The sequence below is a fragment of the Streptomyces sp. HUAS TT7 genome, from assembly GCF_051550175.1.
Lineage (GTDB): Bacteria > Actinomycetota > Actinomycetes > Streptomycetales > Streptomycetaceae > Streptomyces.
The window spans coordinates 3,675,078-3,695,868 of record NZ_CP196175.1; the positions used below are offsets into that span (position 1 = coordinate 3,675,078).

At 69.2% G+C, this 20,791-nt stretch carries 21 protein-coding genes; 5 read left to right on the forward strand and 16 right to left on the reverse strand.

Going from position 1 to position 20,791, the window contains the following annotated elements; translation table 11 throughout:
- Position 1: 1 nt before the first annotated feature.
- From nuoK to ACSHXC_RS16515, 11 genes are read right to left on the reverse strand one after another with little or no spacing between them, the layout of a single operon-like run.
- The gene (gene nuoK / locus ACSHXC_RS16465) at positions 2–301 is read right to left on the reverse strand and encodes an NADH-quinone oxidoreductase subunit NuoK (protein WP_053728780.1); all 300 of its coding nucleotides are present in this window, start codon (positions 299–301) and stop codon (positions 2–4) included.
- Positions 298–1,110, reverse strand: a complete 813-nt coding sequence (locus ACSHXC_RS16470; RefSeq protein ID WP_438292323.1) for an NADH-quinone oxidoreductase subunit J — start codon at positions 1,108–1,110, stop codon at positions 298–300. The genes nuoK and ACSHXC_RS16470 overlap by 4 nt, the downstream gene beginning before the upstream one ends.
- The gene (nuoI, locus tag ACSHXC_RS16475; RefSeq protein ID WP_438292324.1) at positions 1,107–1,742 is read right to left on the reverse strand and encodes an NADH-quinone oxidoreductase subunit NuoI; all 636 of its coding nucleotides are present in this window, start codon (positions 1,740–1,742) and stop codon (positions 1,107–1,109) included. The genes ACSHXC_RS16470 and nuoI overlap by 4 nt, the downstream gene beginning before the upstream one ends.
- The gene (gene nuoH, locus ACSHXC_RS16480; RefSeq protein ID WP_438292325.1) at positions 1,735–3,087 is read right to left on the reverse strand and encodes an NADH-quinone oxidoreductase subunit NuoH; all 1,353 of its coding nucleotides are present in this window, start codon (positions 3,085–3,087) and stop codon (positions 1,735–1,737) included. The genes nuoI and nuoH overlap by 8 nt, the downstream gene beginning before the upstream one ends.
- Positions 3,084–5,588, reverse strand: coding sequence for an NADH-quinone oxidoreductase subunit G (locus ACSHXC_RS16485; protein WP_438292326.1), 2,505 nt, complete (start codon positions 5,586–5,588; stop codon positions 3,084–3,086). Before ACSHXC_RS16485 ends, nuoH begins: the two co-directional genes overlap by 4 nt.
- Positions 5,585–6,946 carry an NADH-quinone oxidoreductase subunit NuoF gene (nuoF, locus tag ACSHXC_RS16490; RefSeq protein ID WP_386037451.1) on the reverse strand — a complete coding sequence of 454 codons (1,362 nt, stop codon included), beginning with the start codon at positions 6,944–6,946 and terminating at the stop codon, positions 5,585–5,587. Before nuoF ends, ACSHXC_RS16485 begins: the two co-directional genes overlap by 4 nt.
- Complete coding sequence (gene nuoE, locus ACSHXC_RS16495) at positions 6,946–7,809, reverse strand: NADH-quinone oxidoreductase subunit NuoE (RefSeq protein ID WP_438296621.1); 864 nt, start codon at positions 7,807–7,809, stop codon at positions 6,946–6,948. The genes nuoF and nuoE overlap by 1 nt, the downstream gene beginning before the upstream one ends.
- Before the next feature lie 17 nt (positions 7,810–7,826).
- Positions 7,827–9,149, reverse strand: a complete 1,323-nt coding sequence (locus tag ACSHXC_RS16500) for an NADH-quinone oxidoreductase subunit D (RefSeq protein WP_438292327.1) — start codon at positions 9,147–9,149, stop codon at positions 7,827–7,829.
- On the reverse strand, positions 9,149–9,874 hold the full coding sequence (locus tag ACSHXC_RS16505; protein WP_438292328.1) for an NADH-quinone oxidoreductase subunit C: 726 nt from the start codon (positions 9,872–9,874) through the stop codon (positions 9,149–9,151). Before ACSHXC_RS16505 ends, ACSHXC_RS16500 begins: the two co-directional genes overlap by 1 nt.
- Complete coding sequence (locus tag ACSHXC_RS16510; RefSeq protein WP_100578785.1) at positions 9,871–10,425, reverse strand: NuoB/complex I 20 kDa subunit family protein; 555 nt, start codon at positions 10,423–10,425, stop codon at positions 9,871–9,873. Before ACSHXC_RS16510 ends, ACSHXC_RS16505 begins: the two co-directional genes overlap by 4 nt.
- Positions 10,426–10,442: 17 nt before the next feature.
- Positions 10,443–10,802, reverse strand: coding sequence for an NADH-quinone oxidoreductase subunit A (locus ACSHXC_RS16515; RefSeq protein WP_030494815.1), 360 nt, complete (start codon positions 10,800–10,802; stop codon positions 10,443–10,445).
- A gap of 733 nt (positions 10,803–11,535) precedes the next feature.
- Here ACSHXC_RS16515 and ACSHXC_RS16520 point away from each other — a divergent pair.
- Both ACSHXC_RS16520 and ACSHXC_RS16525 read left to right on the forward strand, forming a co-directional pair.
- The gene (locus ACSHXC_RS16520) at positions 11,536–12,372 is read left to right on the forward strand and encodes a C40 family peptidase (RefSeq protein ID WP_438292329.1); all 837 of its coding nucleotides are present in this window, start codon (positions 11,536–11,538) and stop codon (positions 12,370–12,372) included.
- A gap of 146 nt (positions 12,373–12,518) precedes the next feature.
- A complete protein-coding gene (locus ACSHXC_RS16525) occupies positions 12,519–13,061 on the forward strand; it encodes a hypothetical protein (protein ID WP_438292330.1) in 543 nt (180 codons plus the stop codon).
- A 58-nt stretch (positions 13,062–13,119) separates the two neighbouring features.
- Here ACSHXC_RS16525 and ACSHXC_RS16530 read toward each other — a convergent pair whose 3' ends face one another.
- Positions 13,120–13,593 (reverse strand): hypothetical protein, encoded by a 474-nt coding sequence (locus ACSHXC_RS16530; protein ID WP_438292331.1) that lies wholly within the window; start codon positions 13,591–13,593, stop codon positions 13,120–13,122.
- Between the two features lie 907 nt (positions 13,594–14,500).
- On the opposite strand from ACSHXC_RS16530, the gene ACSHXC_RS16535 reads away from it, so the two are divergent.
- On the forward strand, positions 14,501–14,950 hold the full coding sequence (locus ACSHXC_RS16535; protein WP_438292332.1) for a hypothetical protein: 450 nt from the start codon (positions 14,501–14,503) through the stop codon (positions 14,948–14,950).
- 39 nt (positions 14,951–14,989) lie between these two features.
- Here ACSHXC_RS16535 and ACSHXC_RS16540 read toward each other — a convergent pair whose 3' ends face one another.
- Positions 14,990–16,273, reverse strand: coding sequence for a geranylgeranyl reductase family protein (locus tag ACSHXC_RS16540; RefSeq protein WP_114040340.1), 1,284 nt, complete (start codon positions 16,271–16,273; stop codon positions 14,990–14,992).
- A gap of 101 nt (positions 16,274–16,374) precedes the next feature.
- On the opposite strand from ACSHXC_RS16540, the gene ACSHXC_RS16545 reads away from it, so the two are divergent.
- Entirely contained in the window at positions 16,375–16,947 is a 573-nt protein-coding gene (locus ACSHXC_RS16545) for a GNAT family N-acetyltransferase (RefSeq protein WP_438292333.1), read from the forward strand.
- Between the two features lie 133 nt (positions 16,948–17,080).
- Here ACSHXC_RS16545 and ACSHXC_RS16550 read toward each other — a convergent pair whose 3' ends face one another.
- Positions 17,081–17,773: a demethylmenaquinone methyltransferase gene (locus ACSHXC_RS16550; protein ID WP_438292334.1), complete on the reverse strand. Its 693-nt coding sequence runs from the start codon at positions 17,771–17,773 to the stop codon at positions 17,081–17,083.
- 123 nt (positions 17,774–17,896) lie between these two features.
- Here ACSHXC_RS16550 and ACSHXC_RS16555 point away from each other — a divergent pair, with 123 nt between their 5' ends.
- On the forward strand, positions 17,897–18,904 hold the full coding sequence (locus ACSHXC_RS16555; protein WP_438292335.1) for a chitinase: 1,008 nt from the start codon (positions 17,897–17,899) through the stop codon (positions 18,902–18,904).
- Between the two features lies 1 nt (position 18,905).
- Here the strand turns inward: ACSHXC_RS16555 and ACSHXC_RS16560 are convergent, their stop codons facing one another.
- Positions 18,906–19,541 carry an amidohydrolase family protein gene (locus tag ACSHXC_RS16560; RefSeq protein WP_438292336.1) on the reverse strand — a complete coding sequence of 212 codons (636 nt, stop codon included), beginning with the start codon at positions 19,539–19,541 and terminating at the stop codon, positions 18,906–18,908.
- A 15-nt stretch (positions 19,542–19,556) separates the two neighbouring features.
- Entirely contained in the window at positions 19,557–20,756 is a 1,200-nt protein-coding gene (gene mqnC, locus ACSHXC_RS16565; protein WP_438292337.1) for a cyclic dehypoxanthinyl futalosine synthase, read from the reverse strand.
- Positions 20,757–20,791: the final 35 nt, after the last annotated feature.

Consider the following 20,791-nt stretch of genomic DNA (forward strand, 5'->3'; position numbering starts at 1 on the left):
CTTACAGCTTCATCAGGCTGGCGTCGTCGACCGAGGCCGAGTGGCGGGAACGGAAGAGCGACACGATGATCGCGAGCCCGACGACGACCTCCGCGGCGGCGACGACCATCGTGAAGAACGCGATGACCTGGCCGTCGAGATTGCCGTGCAGCCGGGAGAAGCAGACGAACGCGAGGTTGCAGGCGTTGAGCATCAGCTCGACGCACATGAAGACCACGATCGCGTTCCGCCTGATGAGCACTCCGGCGGCGCCGATGGTGAACAACAGGGCTGCCAGATAGAGGTAGTTGACCGGATTCACTTGACCGCCTCCTCGTCCCGGCCGAGCCGTTCCTCGGAGCGCTGCTCCAGGGCCTTGAGGTCGGCGAGCGCCTCGCTGGACACGTCACGGATCTGGCCGCGGCCGCGCAGCGTCTGGTTGACGGTGAGCTCGGAGGGCGTGCCGTCGGGGAGCAGGCCCGCGATGTCCACCGCGTTGTGCCGGGCGTAGACGCCGGGGGCGGGCAGCGGGGGCAGGTACTTGCCGCGTACGCGCTCCTCGGACATCTCCCGCTGGGTCTTGGCGCGCTCGGTGCGCTCCCGATGGGTGAGCACCATCGCGCCGACCGCCGAGGTGATCAGCAGGGCGCCGGTGATTTCGAAGGCGAAGACGTACTTGGTGAAGATGAGGGTGGCCAGCCCTTCGACGTTTCCATGGGCGTTGGCCTGGCCGAGCCCGTTGAAGCTCTTCAGGGAGGCGTTGCCGATGCCCGCGACGAGGAGCACCCCGAAGCCGAGCCCGCAGGCCGCGGCCCACCAGCGCTGGCCCTTGATGGTCTCCTTCAGCGAGTCGGCCGCCGTGACGCCGACCAGCATGACGACGAAGAGGAACAGCATCATGATCGCGCCGGTGTAGACGACGATCTGGACGACGCCCAGGAAGTACGCCCCGTTGGCGAGGTAGAAGACCGCGAGGATGATCATGGTTCCGGCCAGGCAGAGCGCGCTGTGCACGGCCTTCTTCATCAGGATGGTGCACAGCGCGCCGATCACGGCGACCGTGCCGAGCACCCAGAACTGGAAGGCCTCGCCCGTGGAGGTGTGCGAGGCGGCCGCGGCGAGCGACATCATGCGCCCACCTCCTCGGGCCGTTCGCCCTTGGATCGGGCGACCTGGCGCTCGGTGCCGGGCGCGGCCTCGGTGACCAGGCCCCGGTAGTAGTCCTGCTCGTCCATGCCCGGGTAGATCGCGTGCGGGGTGTCGACCATGGTGTCGTCGAGCCCGGCGAGCAGCTGCTCCTTGGTGTAGATCAGGCTCTCGCGGGAGGAGTCGGCCAGCTCGAACTCGTTGGTCATCGTCAGCGCCCTGGTCGGGCAGGCCTCGATGCACAGGCCGCACAGGATGCAGCGGGCGTAGTTGATCTGGTAGACCCGGCCGTAGCGCTCGCCCGGCGAATAGCGCTCCTCGTCCGTGTTGTCCGCGCCCTCCACATAGATGGCGTCGGCGGGACAGGCCCAGGCGCACAGCTCGCAGCCGACGCACTTCTCCAGGCCGTCCGGATGCCGGTTGAGCTGATGGCGGCCGTGGAAGCGCGGCGCGGTGGTCTTCTGCTGTTCCGGATACTGCTCGGTCAGCCGCTTCTTGAACATGGCCTTGAAGGTCACGCCGAAGCCGGCCACGGGGTTGAGGAACTTCTCCCCCGACTCCGCGGGCTTCCCCGACTCTCCAGGCTTCCCCGACTTACCGGTCGATGACTCAGACACCGTCGCCCTCCCTTCCTTCTCGGTCACTCTCAGTATCGACGCCACCACTGACAATCAACTCGCGCTCTTGACGCGGCCGTCGGCGGGGTACGGGCGGAAGGGTCTGGCCGGGCAGCGGGGGCACCGGGAACCCGCCGGCCATCGGGTCGAAGGCCGCGGGCGGCACCTTCGCCTCCTCGGCTTCCTTCTTGCCGCGGAAGATGTCCGCGACGAAGGAGAGAAGCAGCACCACGATGACCGCGCCTCCGACGTACAGCACGATCTTCGAGAAGTCGTAGCCGTCGTTGCGCAGCGCCCGGACGGTCGCGACCAGCATCAGCCAGACCACGGAGACCGGGATGAGGACCTTCCACCCCAGCTTCATCAGCTGGTCGTAGCGGACCCGGGGCAGGGTGCCGCGCAGCCAGATGAAGAAGAAGAGCAGCAGCTGGACCTTGATGACGAACCAGAGCATCGGCCACCAGCCGTGGTTCGCGCCCGCCCAGAAGGTGCTGATGGGCCAGGGCGCGCGCCAGCCGCCGAGGAAGAGGGTGACCGAGACGGCCGAGACGGTGACCATGTTGACGTACTCGGCGAGCATGAACATCGCGAACTTGATGGACGAGTACTCGGTGTTGAACCCGCCGACCAGGTCGCCCTCGGACTCCGGCATGTCGAACGGGGCCCGGTTGGTCTCGCCGACCATCGTGACGATGTAGATGATGAAGGAGACCGGCAGCAGCACGATGTACCAGCGGTCGCCCTGCGCCTCGACGATCTTCGAGGTCGACATCGACCCCGAGTACAGGAAGACCGAGGCGAACGCCGCGCCCATGGCGATCTCGTACGAGATCATCTGCGCGCACGAGCGCAGGCCGCCGAGCAGCGGGTACGTCGAGCCGGACGACCAGCCCGCGAGCACGATGCCGTAGATCCCGACCGAGGCCACGGCAAGCACGTACAGCATGGCGATCGGCAGGTCGGTGAGCTGCATCGTGGTGCGGTGGCCGAAGATCGACACCTCGTTGCCCGCGGGCCCGAACGGGATCACGGCGATCGCCATGAACGCCGGGATCGCGGCGATGATCGGGGCGAGGACGTAGACGACCTTGTCGGCCCGCTTGACGATGACGTCTTCCTTCAGCATCAGCTTGATGCCGTCGGCGAGCGACTGGAGCATGCCCCAGGGGCCGTGCCGGTTGGGGCCGATGCGCAGCTGCATCCAGGCGACGACCTTGCGCTCCCACACGATGGAGAACAGCACGGTCACCATCAGGAACGCGAAGCAGAAGACGGCCTTGACGACGACGAGCCACCAGGGGTCGCGGCCGAACAGGGAGAGGTCCTCCGCAGCGAGCGTGATCACGCCTCCACCACCTCCGAGGGGGCTTCCGTAACGGCCGGGCCGATGCGGACGACCTGGCCGGGGATCGCGCCGGTGTCGGCGGTGACGCCGCCGCCGACGGAGTTCAGCGGAAGCCACACCACCCGGTCGGCCATCTCGCTGACTTGGAGCGGGAGTTGGACGCTGCCGGACGGCCCGGTGACCTCCAGGAGATCGCCGTCCTTGACGCCGGACTCGGCCGCGGTGGTCACGGAGAGCCGCGCCACGGCCGCGTGCCGGGTGCCGGCCAGCGCCTCGTCGCCCTCCTGGAGCGATCCCTGGTCGAGCAGCATCCGGTGTCCGGCGAGGACCGCCTCGCCCGCACCGGGCCTCGGCAGCGCCTGCGCCGACTCCAGGGGCTCGCTGGCGCGCGGCCCGTCCCAGGTGCCGAGCCGCGTCATCTCACGGCGTACGGAGCGGACATCGGGCATCCCGAAGTGGACGTCCATGGCATCGGCCAGCATGTGCAGCACCCGTGCGTCCGTGGGCGCCGGGGTGCGGGTCAGCTGCTCCGGCTTGAGCGCGGCCTCGAACAGGCGGGCCCTGCCTTCCCAGTTGAGGAAGGTGCCGGGCTTCTCGGCGACGGCCGCGACCGGGAAGACCACGTCCGCGTGGGCGGTGACCTCGGTGGGCCGCAGCTCCAGGCTGACCACGAAGGCCTCCGCTAGGGCCTCGCGGGCGCGTGCCGGGTCCGGCAGGTCCGCCGGATCGACGCCCGCGACGAGCAGCGCGCCCAGTTCGCCGGTGGCCGCGGCCTCGACGATCTGGCCGGTGTCGCGCCCGTAGCGGTGCGGGAGTTCGCGTACGCCCCAGGCCGATGCGACCTGTTCGCGGGCGCGCGGGTCGGTGGCCGGGCGGCCGCCGGGCAGCAGCGACGGGATCGCGCCCGCCTCCACCGCGCCGCGCTCGCCGGCCCGGCGTGGGATCCACACCAGGTCGGCGCCGGTCGCCGAGGCCGTGCGTACGGCGGCGGTCAGCGCGCCGGGCACGGCCGCGAGCCGTTCACCGACGACGAGGACGGCGCCCGGGGAGCGCAGTGCCTCGGCCGCTCTCGTGCCGTCCGCGTCCAGGCCGACGCCGCCCGCGAGCGCGTCCAGCCACTCGGTCTCGGTGCCGGGCGCGGCGGGAAGCAGCGTGCCACCCGCCTTCTTCAGGCCACGGGTCATGTGGGTGGCGAGCGAGAAGGTGCGCTGGCCGTGCTTGCGCCAGGCCTTGCGCAGCCGCAGGAAGACGCCGGGCGCCTCCTCCTCGGACTCGAACCCGGCGAGCAGGACGGCCGGTGCCTTCTCCAGGGAGGTGTAGGTGGCGCCCCGCCCGTCGAGGTCCCGGCCGTGTCCGGCGACCCGGGCCGCCAGGAAGTCGGCCTCCTCGGCGGAGTGCACCCGGGCCCGGAAGTCGACGTCGTTGGTGTCGAGGGCGATCCGCGCGAACTTGGCGTAGGCGTACGCGTCCTCGACGGTCAGCCGGCCGCCGGCGAGCACCCCGGCCCGGCCGCGCGCGGCGGCGAGTCCGGCGGCGGCCGCCTCAAGGGCCTCGGGCCAGCCGGCCGGTTCGAGCTCACCGGTCTCCGAGCTGCGCACCATGGGCGTGGTCAGACGGTCCGCCTTCTGCGCGTACCGGAATCCAAACCTGCCCTTGTCGCAGATCCACTCCTCGTTGACCTCGGGGTCGTCGGCCGCCAGGCGCCGCATGACCTTGCCGCGCCGGTGGTCGGTGCGGGTCGCGCAGCCGCCCGCGCAGTGCTCGCACACCGACGGCGACGACACGAGGTCGAAGGGCCGGGAGCGGAATCGGTACGCCGCCGAGGTCAGCGCGCCGACCGGGCAGATCTGGATGGTGTTCCCGGAGAAGTACGACTCGAACGGGTCACCCTCGCCCGTGCCGACCTGCTGGAGCGCGCCCCGCTCGATCAGCTCGATCATCGGGTCGCCGGCGATCTGGTTGGAGAACCGGGTGCAGCGCGCGCACAGGACGCAGCGCTCGCGGTCCAGGAGCACCTGGGTGGAGATCGGGACCGGCTTCTCATAGGTGCGCTTCTTGCCCTCGAAACGCGAATCCGTGTCACCGACCTGCATGGCCTGGTTCTGCAGCGGGCACTCGCCGCCCTTGTCGCAGACCGGGCAGTCCAACGGGTGGTTGATCAGGAGGAGTTCCATCACTCCGCGCTGGGCCTTCTCGGCGACCGGCGAGGTGAGCTGGGACTTGACGACCATGCCGTCGGTGCAGGTGATGGTGCAGGACGCCATCGGCTTGCGCTGGCCCTCGACCTCGACGATGCACTGGCGGCAGGCGCCGGCCGGGTCGAGCAGGGGGTGGTCGCAGAACCGGGGGATCTCGATGCCGAGCTGTTCGGCGGCACGGATCACCAGGGTGCCCTTGGGGACGCTGATGTCGATGCCGTCGATGGTCAGCGAGACGAGGTCCTCCGGCGGCACGGCCGCCTCGCCGCCCCCGGAGGAAGCGCTACTCGTCGTCACAGTCATGCGTTCACCTCCGTGCTGTCGTCCGCCCAGGCGGTGGACCTGGCGGGGTCGAAGGGGCAGCCCTTGCCCGTGATGTGCTGCTCGTACTCGTCGCGGAAGTACTTCAGCGAGGAGAAGATCGGCGAGGCGGCGCCGTCGCCGAGGGCGCAGAACGACTTGCCGTTGATGTTGTCGGCGATGTCGTTCAGCTTGTCGAGGTCGTCCATCGAGCCCTGGCCGGCCTCGATGTCGCGGAGCAACTGGACCAGCCAGTACGTCCCTTCCCGGCACGGCGTGCACTTGCCGCAGGACTCGTGGGCGTAGAACTCGGTCCAGCGGGTGACCGCCCGCACCACGCAGGTGGTCTCGTCGAAGCACTGGAGCGCCTTGGTGCCGAGCATCGACCCGGCCGCGCCCACGCCCTCGTAGTCCAGCGGGACGTCGAGGTGCTCGTCGGTGAACATCGGGGTCGAGGAGCCGCCCGGCGTCCAGAACTTGAGCCGGTGGCCGGCCCGCATCCCGCCGCTCATGTCGAGCAGCTGGCGCAGGGTGATGCCGAGCGGCGCCTCGTACTGGCCGGGGCCCGCGACGTGCCCGCTCAGCGAATACAGCGTGAAGCCCGGTGACTTCTCGCTGCCCATCGATTTGAACCAGTCTTTCCCGCGGTGCAGGATCGCGGGAACCGACGCGATGGATTCCACGTTATTGACGACAGTGGGGCACGCGTACAGACCGGCTACCGCGGGGAAGGGGGGTCGCAGCCGGGGCTGGCCGCGACGGCCTTCGAGGGAGTCCAGGAGTGCGGTCTCCTCGCCACAGATGTACGCGCCCGCGCCCGCGTGCACGGTGAGTTCGAGGTCCAGACCGCGGCCCAGGATGTTCTTGCCGAGGTAGCCCGCCGCGTAGGCCTCCTTCACGGCCTCGTGCAGCCGCCGCAGCACGGGGACGACTTCACCCCGCAGATAGATGAAGGCATGCGACGACCTGATCGCGTAACAGGCGATCACGATCCCCTCGATGAGGGAATGCGGGTTGGCGAACAGGAGCGGGATGTCCTTGCAGGTCCCGGGCTCCGACTCGTCGGCGTTGACAACCAGATAGTGCGGCTTGCCGTCCCCTTGGGGAATGAACTGCCACTTCATCCCGGTGGGGAAGCCCGCACCGCCACGGCCGCGCAGGCCCGAGTCCTTGACGTACGCGATGAGGTCGTCCGGCGTCATGGCGAGCGCCTTGCGCAGACCCTCGTAGCCGTCGTGGCGCCGGTAGGTGTCCAGCGTCCAGGATTCCGGCTGGTCCCAGAACGCGGAGAGAACCGGGGCCAGGAGCTTCTCGGGGCTGCTCCCGTTCCCGTTTCCCTCGATCTCGGTTGCCAAGGTCATCACTCCCCCTCCTCGTTGACCGGGCCCGCGGGATGCTCGGGGTCGGACGCGGAGGTCTGCTGCGAGGTGTTCGGCGTCCCGGAGGGACTCGTTGAGGGGCGGTGGTCGGGAGACGGACGGGCGTGCGAGCTCAAGTGCCCTGATCCCGGCTCGGGTTGGTCATGAGCCCCCCCGCCGCGCGGGTGCACCACGCGCGCACCCGGCGTCTCGCCCCTGGCGAGCCTGAGGCCGGCCAGCGAGGCAGGTCCCGCGCCGCCGGTCGCGGCCACCGCGCCGGGCCGCTCGTCGGGGAAGCCGGCCAGGATGCGCGCGGTCTCCTTGTACGTGCACAGGGGCGCGCCCCGGGTGGGTTCGACCTGGCGGCCGGCGCGCAGGTCGTCGACGAGGCGCTTGGCGCTCTCGGGGGTCTGGTTGTCGAAGAACTCCCAGTTGACCATCACGACGGGCGCGAAGTCGCAGGCGGCGTTGCACTCGATGTGTTCGAGGGTGACCTTGCCGTCGTCGGTCGTCTCGTTGTTGCCGACGCCCAGGTGCCGCTTCAGCTCGTCGAAGATGGCGTCGCCGCCCATCACCGCGCACAGCGTGTTGGTGCAGACGCCGACCTGGTAGTCGCCGGACGGCCCCCGCCGGTACATGGAGTAGAAGGTGGCCACGGCCGTGACCTCGGCCGTCGTCAGCTCCAGGAGATCCGCGCAGAAGGCCATGCCGGTGCGCGAGACGAAGCCCTCCTCGGCCTGGACGAGGTGGAGCAGCGGCAGCAGCGCGGAGCGGCTGTCGGGGTAGCGGGCGACGATCTCCCTGCCGTCCGCTTCGAGCCGGGCGCGTACATCGGCCGGGTAGTCGGGCGCGGGCAGTTGGGGCATGCCCAATTGGACGTCTGTCACCGGTCGACGCCTCCCATCACGGGGTCGATGGACGCGACGGCGACGATGACGTCGGCGACCTGGCCGCCCTCGCACATGGCCGCCATGGCCTGCAGATTGGTGAAGGACGGGTCGCGGAAGTGGACCCGGTAGGGGCGGGTGCCGCCGTCGGAGACGACGTGTACGCCGAGTTCGCCCTTGGGCGACTCGACGGCCACGTAGGCCTGTCCGGCGGGGACCCGGAAGCCCTCGGTCACCAGCTTGAAGTGGTGGATCAGGGACTCCATCGAGGTGCCCATGATCTTCTTGATGTGGTCGAGGGAGTTGCCGAGTCCGTCCGGGCCGAGCGCGAGCTGCGCGGGCCAGGCGATCTTCTTGTCCTCGACCATGACCGGGCCCGGCTCAAGGCGGTCCAGGCACTGCTCGACGATCCTGAGCGACTGGCGCATCTCCTCCAGGCGGACCAGGAAGCGGCCGTAGGAGTCGCAGGTGTCGGCGGTCGGGATGTCGAACTCGTAGTTCTCGTAGCCGCAGTACGGGTCGGTCTTGCGCAGGTCGTGCGGCAGACCGGCCGAGCGCAGGATCGGTCCGGTGGCGCCGAGCGCCATGCAGCCGGTGAGGTCGAGGTAGCCGACGTCCTGCATGCGGGCCTTGAAGATGGGGTTGCCGGTGGCGAGCTTGTCGTACTCCGGCAGGTTCTTCTTCATGGTCTTCACGAACTCGCGGAGCTGGTCCACCGCGCCCGGGGGCAGGTCCTGGGCGAGGCCGCCGGGGCGGATGAATGCGTGGTTCATGCGCAGGCCGGTGATCAGCTCGTAGATGTCGAGAATGAGTTCACGATCGCGGAAGCCGTAGATCATGATCGTGGTCGCGCCGAGTTCCATGCCGCCGGTGGCGATGCAGACCAGGTGCGAGGAGAGCCGGTTGAGCTCCATGAGCAGGACCCGGACGACCGAGGCCCGGTCGGGGATCTGGTCGGTGATGCCGAGGAGCTTCTCGACGCCGAGGCAGTACGCCGTCTCGTTGAAGAACGGCGTCAGGTAGTCCATGCGCGTGACGAAGGTGGTGCCCTGCGTCCAGGTGCGGAATTCGAGGTTCTTCTCGATGCCGGTGTGCAGATAACCGATTCCGCAACGGGCCTCGGTGACGGTCTCGCCCTCGATCTCCAGGATCAGCCGGAGCACACCGTGCGTGGAGGGGTGCTGGGGGCCCATGTTGACGACGATGCGCTCGTCGTCGGTCTTGGCCGCGGACTGGACGACCTCGTCCCAGTCGCCGCCGGTGACTGTATATACAGTCCCCTCGGTCGTTTCCCGAGCAGAAGCATGTGAAGTGGACATCAGCTGTACGACCTCCGCTGGTCCGGAGCCGGGATCTGGGCGCCCTTGTACTCGACCGCGATGCCGCCGAGGGGGTAGTCCTTGCGCTGCGGGAAGCCCTGCCAGTCGTCCGGCATCATGATCCGGGTGAGGGCGGGGTGGCCGTCGAAGACGAGGCCGAAGAAGTCGTACGTCTCGCGCTCGTGCCAGTCGTTGGTCGGGTAGACCTCGACGAGCGAGGGGATGTGCGGGTCGCTGTCGGGGGCGCTCACTTCGAGCCGGATCAGCCGGCCGTGGGTCAGGGAGCGCAGGTGGTAGACGGCGTGCAGCTCACGCCCCTTGTCCCCCAGGAAGTGGACACCGCTCACGCCCGTACAGAGCTCGAAGCGCAGGGCGGGGTCGTCGCGCAGGGTGCGGGCGACGCGCACGAGGTGTTCGCGGGCGATGTGGAAGGTGAGCTCGCCGCGGTCGACGACCGTCCTCTCGATGGCGTTGCCGGGAAGCAGGTCCTGCTCCTCCAGGGCGCCTTCGAGTTCGTCGGCGACCTCGTCGAAGTAACCGCCGTAGGGCCGCGAGGAGGCGCCGGGCAGCGTGATGGTGCGTACGAGACCGCCGTAGCCGCTGGTGTCACCGCCGTTCGCGGCGCCGAACATGCCCTTGCGTACGCCGATGACCTCGCCGGTGTCGTCCCGCTGGGCGGGCACGCCGTTCTGTTCGGGGGTGTCCGGAGTATCGGGAGAGCTCACCGCAGCAGCCCCTTCATCTCAATGGTGGGGAGCGCCTTGAGGGCCGCCTCCTCCGCCTCGCGGGCCGCCTCCTCCTGATTGACCCCGAGCTTCGAGCCCTGGATCTTCTGGTGGAGCTTGAGGATGGCGTCGAGCAGCATCTCGGGCCGGGGTGGGCAACCGGGCAGGTAGATATCTACCGGGACAATATGGTCAACACCCTGAACAATTGCGTAATTGTTAAACATTCCGCCCGACGAGGCGCAAACCCCCATGGAAATCACCCACTTGGGGTTGGGCATCTGGTCGTAGACCTGCCGCAGGACCGGCGCCATCTTCTGGCTGACCCGGCCCGCCACGATCATCAGGTCGGCCTGGCGCGGGGAGCCGCGGAAGACCTCCATGCCGAAGCGGGCCAGGTCGTAGCGGCCCGCGCCGGTCGTCATCATCTCGATGGCACAGCAGGCCAGGCCGAAGGTGGCAGGGAAGACGGACGCCTTGCGCACCCAGCCCGCGGCCTGCTCAACAGTGGTCAGTACGAAGCCGCTAGGCAGTTTCTCTTCGAGTCCCATAGGTGCCCCTCAGCCCCTCAGTCCCATTCCAGGCCGCCGCGCCGCCACACATACGCGTAGGCGACGAAGACGGTGAGCACGAAGAGCAGCATCTCCACGAGCCCGAAAAGCCCCAGGGCGTCGAAGGTGACCGCCCAGGGGTAGAGGAAGACGATCTCGATGTCGAAGACGATGAAGAGCATCGCCGTCAGGTAGTACTTGATGGGGAAGCGCCCGCCGCCGGCCGGCGTGGGAGTGGGTTCGATGCCGCACTCGTACGCCTCAAGTTTCGCCCGGTTGTACCTTTTTGGGCCGATTAGCGTGGCCATGACCACGGAAAAGATCGCAAACCCTGCCCCGAGGGCGCCGAGCACGAGGATGGGCGCGTAGGCATTCACGCTCCTCGCTCCTTCCAGTCGTCCTTGACCGTTGGACCGCACAGCGGGTCTCGCAAACGTCTCGCCGCCTCCCGGTTCGCATGAAGATCGCGTACATGTGAGGCAGTTCACAAGCCCGACTGCCCCGCATCCTATGCCCGGCGGTCTGTGATCTGCGACACGGGGTACACCAACGCCTTTGTGATCTCCACCACCTGACGAAGGATCATGAAGTCGGATGAGCAGTGATCTTCATACGTGAAGCGCCCGAGTGATCACGAGACGTGACATCCGGAGGTGTTACCCCTGGTCGGCGACCGTCTGGCTTTATCAAGAGATGTGCGCTACAGGCAAATTGGCGATGGACGGGCGTCCAGTGATAGGTGGGCGCCCGTCACCCGCGAGAGGGGCTTCGACACCCAGAGGTGGACGCGTACGCCTCTCCACGAAAGCCGCCCCCGCCGCCCGGAAGGCCGCCGCCCGACCGGATCAACCCATGATGTGACCTGCGTCACTCGCCAACAGTCGTGGAATCAACGGGGCTTGGCCATCGACATGAGGGGATGGTAAGCGTCGGGCAATTCGGACGTTTCATGGAAAACACATGATCACAGCCCTGATCGCGCATGCCAGGTTTGTCCGTTACGGCGTCAATAAGTGCTGGCAAGAAGCGGATTCGCCTCTTCCGCCATCAACTGTGGCGCAGCACACGTTTCTTGAAGGGAACCCTGAACCCCTGATAGCGGTTGTACCCATGTCCCACACCGCTCACATACCCAGCCACCGGAAGCCCCGCCGCAGCGCCTCGAAGGTCTCGCTTCGGGCCGGAGTTGCCGGTGGCGTACTCAGCACCATCGCGCTGGCAGGCGCGGCCGCCCCGGCCATCGCCGCCCAGCCGGTGACCGAGACCATCGAGATGCCGACGCTGACGGGCGACCTCGCGACCACCGCGGCCGCCACGGCGCAGGCCACCAAGACGGTCGCCGCCGACCTCCAGCTCCAGGCCGCCCAGGACGCCGCCGCGTCCAGCGCCGCCAAGGACGCCAAGAAGGCCAAGGACGACGCCGAGCAGAAGGCCGCCGAAGCCAAGGCGAAGGCCGAAGCGGAGGCGAAGGCCAAGGCCGACGCCGCCGAGCGCGCCTCCCGCTCCGCCGAGCGCAAGACGCTCAGCGCGAAGTCGTCCTCGGACAGCGGCTCCACCTCCACCGGCACGTCGTTCAAGGCGTCCAACGCCACCGGTTCCGCCGCCGCCATCGTGAACTTCGCGCTGGCCCAGGTCGGCAAGGCGTACGTCTCGGGTGCCACCGGCTCCAGCGCGTACGACTGCTCCGGTCTCGTGCAGGCCGCCTACCGCCAGGTCGGCATCGACCTGCCGCGCGTCTCGCAGGACCAGTCGGCCACCGGCACCCAGGTCTCGCTGTCGAACCTGCAGCCGGGCGACATCCTGTACTGGGGCGGCTCCGGCTCCGCGTACCACGTGGCGATCTACGTGGGCGGCGGCAAGTTCGTCGGCGCGCAGAACCCCTCGACCGGCGTCGTCGAGCGCAGCCTGGACTGGGACCAGCCCACGGGCGCCGTCCGCGTTCTCTGAGGCGTACAGCGGCCTTCTGAGCCGCACCCGCACCGCCTGCAAGGGCCGTTGCTCCCCCGCTCGGGAGGAACGGCCCTTCGGCATGCCCGGAATGTGTTGAACTCTGCCTGTTCCGGGGCACCATGCACGTATCAGGGGGTGCACGCATGGACGAGCAGGTGCAGGATCCGGAACCGCAGTCGTACGAGGTCTACGCCGACGGGCTCGGCATGTTCGCCGCGATCGGGATCGTGTTCATGGTGCTCGGCCTGTGGATGCTGACCGGCATCCAGCCCTGGCACGGGCCCGTCGACTGGGCCAAACTCGCCTTTGGTTGGGGTTTCGCCCTGTTCGTCCTCGGCGCCGGCGCGTTCCTGGTCCTGGCGTGCGTGTACGGGGCGGTGCGTCCGGTCATCCGCGCGGACGCGGCGGGGGTACACCTCGCCACGCGCTTCGACGCACCCTGGGCGGAGGTGCGGGAGATCGAGGTCGGCACCGTGGCGATCTGGGAGCACGGCGACGAGAGCCATGCGGGCGGTTACGAGCACCATCGCGCGGTGTGGGTGACGCTGCACAGCGGCAAGCGGCACGAATACATAGCCCGCCGCCAGGGCGGGGACCTCTCCGCGGACGAACTGCGCACCGGTCTGTCCCGGTTCGCCGGAGAAGTTCCCGTCCGCTGGACGGACGAGGTGGAGCGGCGCTTCTAGGTACGCGCCGAGGGGGCGACTCGGGGCCTGGGGCACACTCGATGGGCGCTGCCTCCTCTCAGGTGAGGGTCTCCTGTGCCCAGCGCGCGACGCCGCCGAGCCTGGCCGCCGCGAGGCTCACGTCGCCGGTCCGGACAGGCTGATCGACCTCGTGGTCGTAGCCCTCGATGCCGAACTCCTCCTCGGCCATCCGCCCGATGCGATACGCCTCCGCCATGATGGGCAGCGCTTCGCGCCCCGGGTATCGGTAGGGGATCTCGATGTCGGCCGAGTCCCCGGCGTAGGCCGGCTGGAGCCAACCGGCGGGCCCGTCACGCCACAGAGTCAGGCTGTAGGGATACTCCTGAGTGGTGACCGGCCCGATCTCCCGCTCTGTCCGCTGGACGAACCTGTCCCAAGCCGCACGCTGTTCGCCGGTCAGGTCCATGGGCTTGAGGTCGGCGTCCGGGTCGTAGGCGGAGTTGGCCTCTGTCAGGGCCTCGTCGAAGGTGCGCCCCGGAGGAACCCGCAGAAACATGATGTCGTAGGCCATCGCCTGACCTTACGTGCCGGGTCTCTCGGCGGGTTCGCAGGTCAGGTCATGCGTTTGCCCGCCCGCGAGGCTGGCGGGCACCATGGCTCGAAGGGCCGGCCCCACTTCGTCCGGCGCCGCGAGGGCGGTCCGGCTCACGCCGCACCCCTTCCGCCGTCGTCTCCGCCGCCGTCGATCCCGGGAACCACGGCGACCGGCATCTGCTCGGCCACATCCGCTCGGACCGCCAACTCGCCCAAGACACAGTCGAGTTCGGCGACGACACACTCGGGTGGGCCGGACACAACGGCGCCCCGTGACCTCCTGCCCCTACCCGATGAGCAGAGCGCTCAGAGGCTGAGGGTATTGCCCTTGAAGCCGTCAACGAAAAATGCCGACGAAAATACCGACAATGATGCCGATCGCTTGGAGGCACTTAAACCAGTCAAAGCCCTTGCTTTCAGAGCTCGGCAAAGTGTGGCCGGTCTCGTGGCTCTCCTGCCGTGGGTTCATGGGGCGGCCAGGATTGGCTACTCGGTATTCAGGAAAATACTGCTCGGGCTGTGCCACATACCCGGAGCCGGCCCGACGCCGCCGGCTGCGGGTCTGTTGGAATTTCTCCACCCCCTCCCACACGAGGGCCCCGGCGCCCCGGGCGCGGTGAGAGTGCCGGTGCAACCACGCTCGTAGTGCGTCACCACAGTGCGCACTGGCCGACCGATGTCTGTCGTCCTGCATCCGGTGTCACAGAAGGCATCTGGGAAAGCAGCGGTTTCGCATGGGCGGTCGGGCGGCCGCTGATCCGGGTCGTAGTGGGCTTGGCGGTAACTGGACCTGTGCGACCGCCGTGCTCACCGCGATGGTTGGGACCACGTCTTCCGGCGCTCCGTCAGAAGACGTGCCAACCGAGCGAGAGGAAGCCCCGCACATGGCTCCGGTACCAGTACGGCCCGGCATCTACAAGATCCACGCCCACATCATCGGCCCGACGTCCCTGCTGACGGCCACCGAATACGCCGTCAAGCACGGTGCCCCCGTCATCACCGACCGCCTGAACCCGCTGCCGATCGAGCAGGAGTGGCTCGTCGAGCCCACCGAGCACACCCTCGGCGCCCCCTACGTGATCCGCCTCGCCCAGCATGACAAGGCGGGCCTGGTGATCGCCGAGGACAAGCTCTGGGTCAACAGTGTCGAACGCACCGAGCTGGCGAAGTTCACCTTCGAGCGGGTCATCGGCGGGCTCAAGATCCTGTCGGAGAACGGCCTGGCCCTGCGTGCGGGCCACCGTGGCGCGCAGATCACACTCGTGAAGCCGGCGCCCGACTTCCAGGAGACATGGACCCTGGAGTTCATCTCCCCGCCCAACGACGAGGAGTAGAGCGCGACCGCGCGGGCGGCGGCCGCGCCCCATCACCGATCAGGCCTTCGGAGCCACCTTCGAGAGCCCGTTGATGATGCGGTCCATCGCGTCGCCGCCCGTCGGGTCGGTCAGGTTGGCCAGCATCTTCAGCGTGAACTTCATCAGCATCGGGTGCGTGAGCCCGCGCTGGGTCGCGATCTTCATGACCTTCGGGTTGCCGATCAGCTTCACGAAGGCGCGGCCCAGCGTGTAGTAGCCGCCGTAGGTGTCCTTGAGGATCTTCGGGTAGGCGTGCAGCGCCAGTTCGCGCTGGGACGGGGTCGCGCGGGCGTGCGCCTGGACGATGACGTCCGCGGCGATCTGCCCCGACTCCATGGCGTACGCGATGCCTTCGCCGTTGAACGGGTTCACCAGACCGCCCGCGTCACCGACGAGCAGCAGGCCCTTGGTGTAGTGCGGCTGGCGGTTGAAGGCCATCGGGAGGGCGGCGCCGCGGATCGGGCCCGTCATGTTCTCGGGGGTGTAGCCCCAGTCCTCGGGCATGGAGGCGCACCACGCCTTGAGGATCTCGCGCCAGTCCAGCTCCCGGAACGCGGAGGAGGAGTTGAGGATGCCGAGGCCGACGTTGGACGTGCCGTCGCCCATGCCGAAGATCCAGCCGTAGCCGGGCAGAAGGCGGTCCTGCGGGCCTCGCCGGTCCCACAGTTCGAGCCAGGACTCCAGGTAGTCGTCGTCGTGCCGGGGCGAGGTGAAGTACGTCCGCACGGCCACGCCCATCGGGCGGTCCTCGCGCCGGTGCAGGCCCATCGCGAGCGAGAGCCGCGTCGAGTTGCCGTCGGCGGCGACCACGAGCGGGGCGTGGAAGGTGACCGGGGTCTTCTCCTCGCCGAGCTTGGCGTTGACGCCGGTGATGCGCCCGTTGCGCTCATCGATGATCGGGGCACCGACGTTGCAGCGCTCGTAGAGCCGGGCGCCGGCCTTCTGCGCCTGCCGGGCGAGCTGCTCGTCGAAGTCGTCGCGCTTGCGCACGAGTCCATAGTCCGGGTACGAGGCGAGGTCCGGCCAGTCGAGCTGGAGGCGGACGCCGCCGCCGATGATCCGCAGGCCCTTGTTCCGCAGCCAGCCGGCCTCTTCGGAGATGTCGATCCCCATGGAGACGAGCTGCTTGGTGGCGCGCGGGGTCAGCCCGTCGCCGCACACCTTCTCGCGCGGGAAGGCGGTCTTCTCCAGGAGCAGCACATCGAGTCCGGCCTTGGCCAGGTAGTACGCGGTCGTCGAACCGGCCGGACCGGCCCCGACGACGATCACGTCCGCGGTGTGTTCGGAGAGCGGCTCGGTCACAGCGGGATCTCCCGAAGACTCGAATTTGCGTGCCGACAAGCACAGGACATGTGCAGTCTATGGGTGGCTGTTGATCGACATCGCGAAGGGTTGCCCACGCCATGAGCTCCGTCTCCCCCGAGTCCTCCATACCGTCGTCGGTACCGTCCGCCGTACCGGACAAGCCTCTGCCCGCAGTACGGCTGCGGGTGCCCACCGAGGAGGACGCGTACGCCTGGCACCGGGTGTTCGACGACCCGGAGGTCATGGAGTTCCACGGCGGCCGCTCCGCGGAGGTCTCCGTCTACGAGGAACTGACCGCCCGCCAGCGCAGACACGACGCCGAACACGGCTTCTGCTTCTGGACGATGCTGGACGAGAACGACGAGGTCATCGGCTTCACCGGCGCCCAGCCCTGGCCGCTGGACGACTGGGGCCCGGCGGGCGAAGTGGAGATCGGCTGGCGCCTGGGCCGCGCGCACTGGGGCCGCGGCTACGCGACGGCGGCGGCCCGGGCCACGCTCGACCGCGTCCGCGCGAAGGGCCTGGACCACGTGGTGGCGATGGTCCACCCGGACAACACCCGCTCGCTGGCGATGACCGAGCGGCTGGGGATGACGCTGTCGAGAACGTACGAGTCGAGGGTGTCGGGCCTGGGAATCCCGTGCTTCCGCCTGGAGCTGGGTGAAGTCTGACCGGCCAGGTCCTGCGATCTCGACGCTGGGGGCAGAATCCAGCCCCTCATGGGGGTCCCTCCCTGGCCCTTCAGGCCTTGGGGGAGTTTGAGGAGCGGGGGTGTGGGGGCGCGGCGCCCCCACCCAACCCTGCTCAGCCCTTGAAACCGCGGTGCAGCGCCACGACCCCACCCGTCAGGTTCCGCCAAGCCACCTTGGACCAGCCGGCCTGCTGAAGCCGCCCGGCAAGGGCGTTCTGGGCGGGCCAGGCCCGAATGGACTCCGCCAGGTACACGTACGCCTCCGGGTTGGAGGACACGGCCGTGGCGACGGGGGGCAGCGCCCGCATCAAGTACTCCGTGTACACCGTCCGGAACGGCTTCCACGTCGGCTGGGAGAACTCGCAGATCACGACCCGCCCGCCCGGCTTGGTGACCCGGTACATCTCCCGCAGCGCGGCGTCCGTGTCCTGGACGTTGCGCAGCCCGAAGGAGATGGTCACCGCGTCGAACGTGTCGTCGCGGAAGGGCAGCTTCGTCGCGTCGCCCGCCGTGAACGGCATGTGGGGCTGGCGCTCCTTGCCGACCTTGAGCATCCCGAGCGAGAAGTCGCAGGGCACGGTGTACGCGCCCGCCGCGGCGAAGGGCTGCGAGGAGGTGGCCGTGCCGGCCGCGAGGTCGAGCACCTTCTGCGCGGGCCGCGCGTCGACCGCCTTCGCGACCTCCTTGCGCCAGAGCCGGGCCTGGCCGAGGGAGAGCACGTCGTTGGTGAGATCGTAGTGCGCCGCGACGTCGTCGAACATCGAGGCGACTTCGTGCGGCTGCTTGTCCAGGGATGCGCGGGTCACGCTTCCCATTCAAGCAGTACGCCGCACAGCCGGGTGCCCGGCCCTCACCGGCACAGCCGGGCCGCGTACATTCTCCTTTCCGTGCCACGGGGGCGCGGAACCACGAGAGCGGGTGCACACGACATGCGGAGTCTCCTGAGGGTGCCGGTCGCGGGGCTCGGCGCCCTGGCCGCGCTGGTGTGCGCGGGGTGCTCCGCGACCCCGGACGCGGCCCCGGACGCCCCGGCCAGGCCCACCGCCGCGGACGGCCCGCTGAACAGCGCGTACTCCCCCTACGTCAGCGCCACGACGGCCTCGCCGACCGACGCCGTCGGCTCCCCGGCCGTCTACAACCTGGCTTTCGCCGTCGCGCACGGCAACACCTGCCGGGCGGTGTGGGACGACGACACGGCCGTCGTGGACAGGGACGTCAAGGACCGGGCGGCCGGGCTGAAGAAGTCGGGCGCCGCGGTGCGGGTGTCCTTCGGCGGGCAGGCCGGCAAGGAGCTGGCGCTGACCTGCAAGACCCCGGCCCAGCTGGCCGCCGCCTACGGCTCGGCCCTTGACGCGGTCGGCGCCGGTGAGGCCGACTTCGACATCGAGGGCGCCGCCCTCGCCGATGCGGCCGCGCTCACCCGGCGCGCGGAGGCGATAGCCCTGCTCCAGAAGCAGCGCAGCCTCAAGGCGACGTTCACGCTCGCGGTGATGCCGACCGGGCTCACTCCCCAGGGCACGGCTCTGCTCAAGTCGGCCAAGGACCACGGCGTGAAGGTCTCGGCCGTCAACGTGATGACGATGAACTACGGCACCTCCTTCGGAGGCGACATGGGCGACTACGCGGTGCGGGCCGCGACCGCCGCGCACGGCCAGCTCCAGCAGGTCCTGGGCCTCTCGGACACTGCGGCCTGGCAGGGGCTCGGGGTCACGTCGATGATCGGCGTCAACGACGTGAAGGGCGAGACGTTCACCCTGGACGACGCCGCGAAGGTACGGAAGTTCGCCCGGGACAAGGGCGTCGGACGGCTGTCCATGTGGGTGACGTACCGCGATCAGAAGTGCGGCGGTGGGGTCAACTCGGCCGTGGCGCAAGCGAGTTGCAGCGGCGTTGATCAGGAGCCGGGCGCCTTCGCGAAGGCGCTTTCCGGAAGCTGACCTAGCGGCGCCGGTGCACCAGCCGCCCGCCGACGACGGTGGCGATGCAGGTCCCGGCACCCTGCGCGGCGAGAGCGGCCTCGTCCGGCACCGCGAAGACCGCGAACCGGGCGGGACCGCCCACCGCGAGCGGGGCCAGGAAGGCCTCGCTCGGCTTGGCACCGGCGAAGGGGTCAAGGGCCGAAGGACCCTCGACGCCACCGCCCGGCAGCACCTCAAGTCCCGCCCGCTGTACGGCGGTTCGCACCGCCGGGGTGGTGATGGGGCCGGTCACCGCGACCACGCCGTGCGCGAGGAGTTTCTGGGTGCAGCGGCGGGCGCTGTTGCCCCGGCGGGACTCGCTCGGGCCGAGGGCGGCGAGCGCGGCGCCGGTCAGCGGTTCGGTGCCGAGCTCGTCGACCTCGAAGGGGTCGTCCGGGAAATAGGTGCGCTCAAGCAGGGCCGCACCGTGCCGGTTGACCAGGCCGGGCGTGAGCACGCCGGGCCAGCGGCGGACGCGGGCCGAGGGGTGCCCGGCGGCCACATCCTCGTACGCGGCGATCATCGCGATCCGGTCGCCGTCGACCAGGACCGCGCCGCCCGGGACCGGCTCGCGGTCCCCGGGCAGCACGAGGTCGGCGGCGTGAAGCGTCAGCACGTCAGGATCGCGGCCTCAGTTGGAGGCGAGGAGCTTCAGCTCCGGGTGGGCGGTGCCGCCCTCGATCGCGGTCGAGGAGATGTGCGACTGGACGCGCGCGTCGACCGGGTCGTTCGCCGGGTCGTCGTGCACGACGAGGTGCTCGTAGGTGGTGGCGCGCTGGGCGGGCACCCGGTCGGCCGTGCGGATCATGTCGATCATCTCGCGGAGGTTCGAGCGGTGCTTGGCACCGGCCGACGAGACGACGTTCTCCTCCAGCATGACCGAGCCGAGGTCGTCGGCGCCGTAGTGCAGGGTGAGCTGCCCGGCCTCCTTGCCCGTGGTCAGCCAGGAGCCCTGGATGTGCGCGACGTTGTCGAGGAAGATCCGGGCGATGGCGATCATGCGGATGTACTCGAAGATCGTCGCCTGGGTGCGGCCCTTGAGGTGGTTGTTCTCGGGCTGGTACGTGTACGGGATGAACGCGCGGAAGCCGCCCGTACGGTCCTGCACGTCGCGGATCATGCGGAGGTGCTCGATGCGCTCGGCGTTGGTCTCGCCCGTGCCCATGAGCATGGTGGAGGTGGACTCGACGCCCAGGCCGTGCGCGGTCTCCATGATCTCCAGCCAGCGCTCGCCGGACTCCTTGAGCGGCGCGATCGCCTTGCGCGGCCGCTCGGGCAGCAGCTCGGCACCGGCGCCGGCGAAGGAGTCGAGCCCGGCGGCGTGGATCCGCGAGATGGCCTCCTCCACGCTCACCTTGGAGATGCGGGCCATGTGCTCGACCTCGGAGGCGCCGAGGGAGTGGATGACCAGCTGGGGGTAGGCCTTCTTGATCGCGGCGAAGTGCTCTTCGTAGTACTCGACGCCGAAGTCGGGGTGGTGCCCGCCCTGGAACATGATCTGGGTGCCGCCGAGTTCGATGGTCTCCGCGCACCGGCGCAGGATGTCGTCGAGGTCGCGGGTCCAGCCCTTGGCGGTGTCCTTGGGCGCGGCGTAGAAGGCGCAGAACTTGCACGCCGTCACGCAGACGTTCGTGTAGTTGATGTTCCGCTCGATGATGTACGTCGCGATGTGCTCGGTACCGGCGTAGCGGCGGCGGCGCACCGCGTCGGCGGCGGCGCCGAGCGCGTGCAGCGGCGCGGACCGGTACAGGTCGAGCGCTTCCTCCGGGGTGATCCGCCCACCCGCGGCGGCACGGTCGAGAACGGACTGAAGATCGGCCTTCTCAGTCACCGGAGGTGTCCCTTTCGGAGGGGATATGGACGGAC

What these genes read in the sequence shown, in the direction of transcription:
- ACSHXC_RS16470 (WP_438292323.1), bottom strand. Translation starts at nt 1,110, where the DNA reads ATGATGTCGCTCGCCGCGGCCGCCTCGCACACCTCCACGGGCGAGGCC.
- ACSHXC_RS16485 (WP_438292326.1), bottom strand. Translation starts at nt 5,588, where the DNA reads ATGACTGTGACGACGAGTAGCGCTTCCTCCGGGGGCGGCGAGGCGGCC.
- nuoF (WP_386037451.1), bottom strand. Translation starts at nt 6,946, where the DNA reads ATGACCTTGGCAACCGAGATCGAGGGAAACGGGAACGGGAGCAGCCCC.
- nuoE (WP_438296621.1), bottom strand. Translation starts at nt 7,809, where the DNA reads ATGCCCCAACTGCCCGCGCCCGACTACCCGGCCGATGTACGCGCCCGG.
- ACSHXC_RS16500 (WP_438292327.1), bottom strand. Translation starts at nt 9,149, where the DNA reads ATGTCCACTTCACATGCTTCTGCTCGGGAAACGACCGAGGGGACTGTA.
- ACSHXC_RS16510 (WP_100578785.1), bottom strand. Translation starts at nt 10,425, where the DNA reads ATGGGACTCGAAGAGAAACTGCCTAGCGGCTTCGTACTGACCACTGTT.
- ACSHXC_RS16520 (WP_438292329.1), top strand. Translation starts at nt 11,536, where the DNA reads ATGTCCCACACCGCTCACATACCCAGCCACCGGAAGCCCCGCCGCAGC.
- ACSHXC_RS16525 (WP_438292330.1), top strand. Translation starts at nt 12,519, where the DNA reads ATGGACGAGCAGGTGCAGGATCCGGAACCGCAGTCGTACGAGGTCTAC.
- ACSHXC_RS16530 (WP_438292331.1), bottom strand. Translation starts at nt 13,593, where the DNA reads ATGGCCTACGACATCATGTTTCTGCGGGTTCCTCCGGGGCGCACCTTC.
- ACSHXC_RS16535 (WP_438292332.1), top strand. Translation starts at nt 14,501, where the DNA reads ATGGCTCCGGTACCAGTACGGCCCGGCATCTACAAGATCCACGCCCAC.
- ACSHXC_RS16545 (WP_438292333.1), top strand. Translation starts at nt 16,375, where the DNA reads ATGAGCTCCGTCTCCCCCGAGTCCTCCATACCGTCGTCGGTACCGTCC.
- ACSHXC_RS16555 (WP_438292335.1), top strand. Translation starts at nt 17,897, where the DNA reads ATGCGGAGTCTCCTGAGGGTGCCGGTCGCGGGGCTCGGCGCCCTGGCC.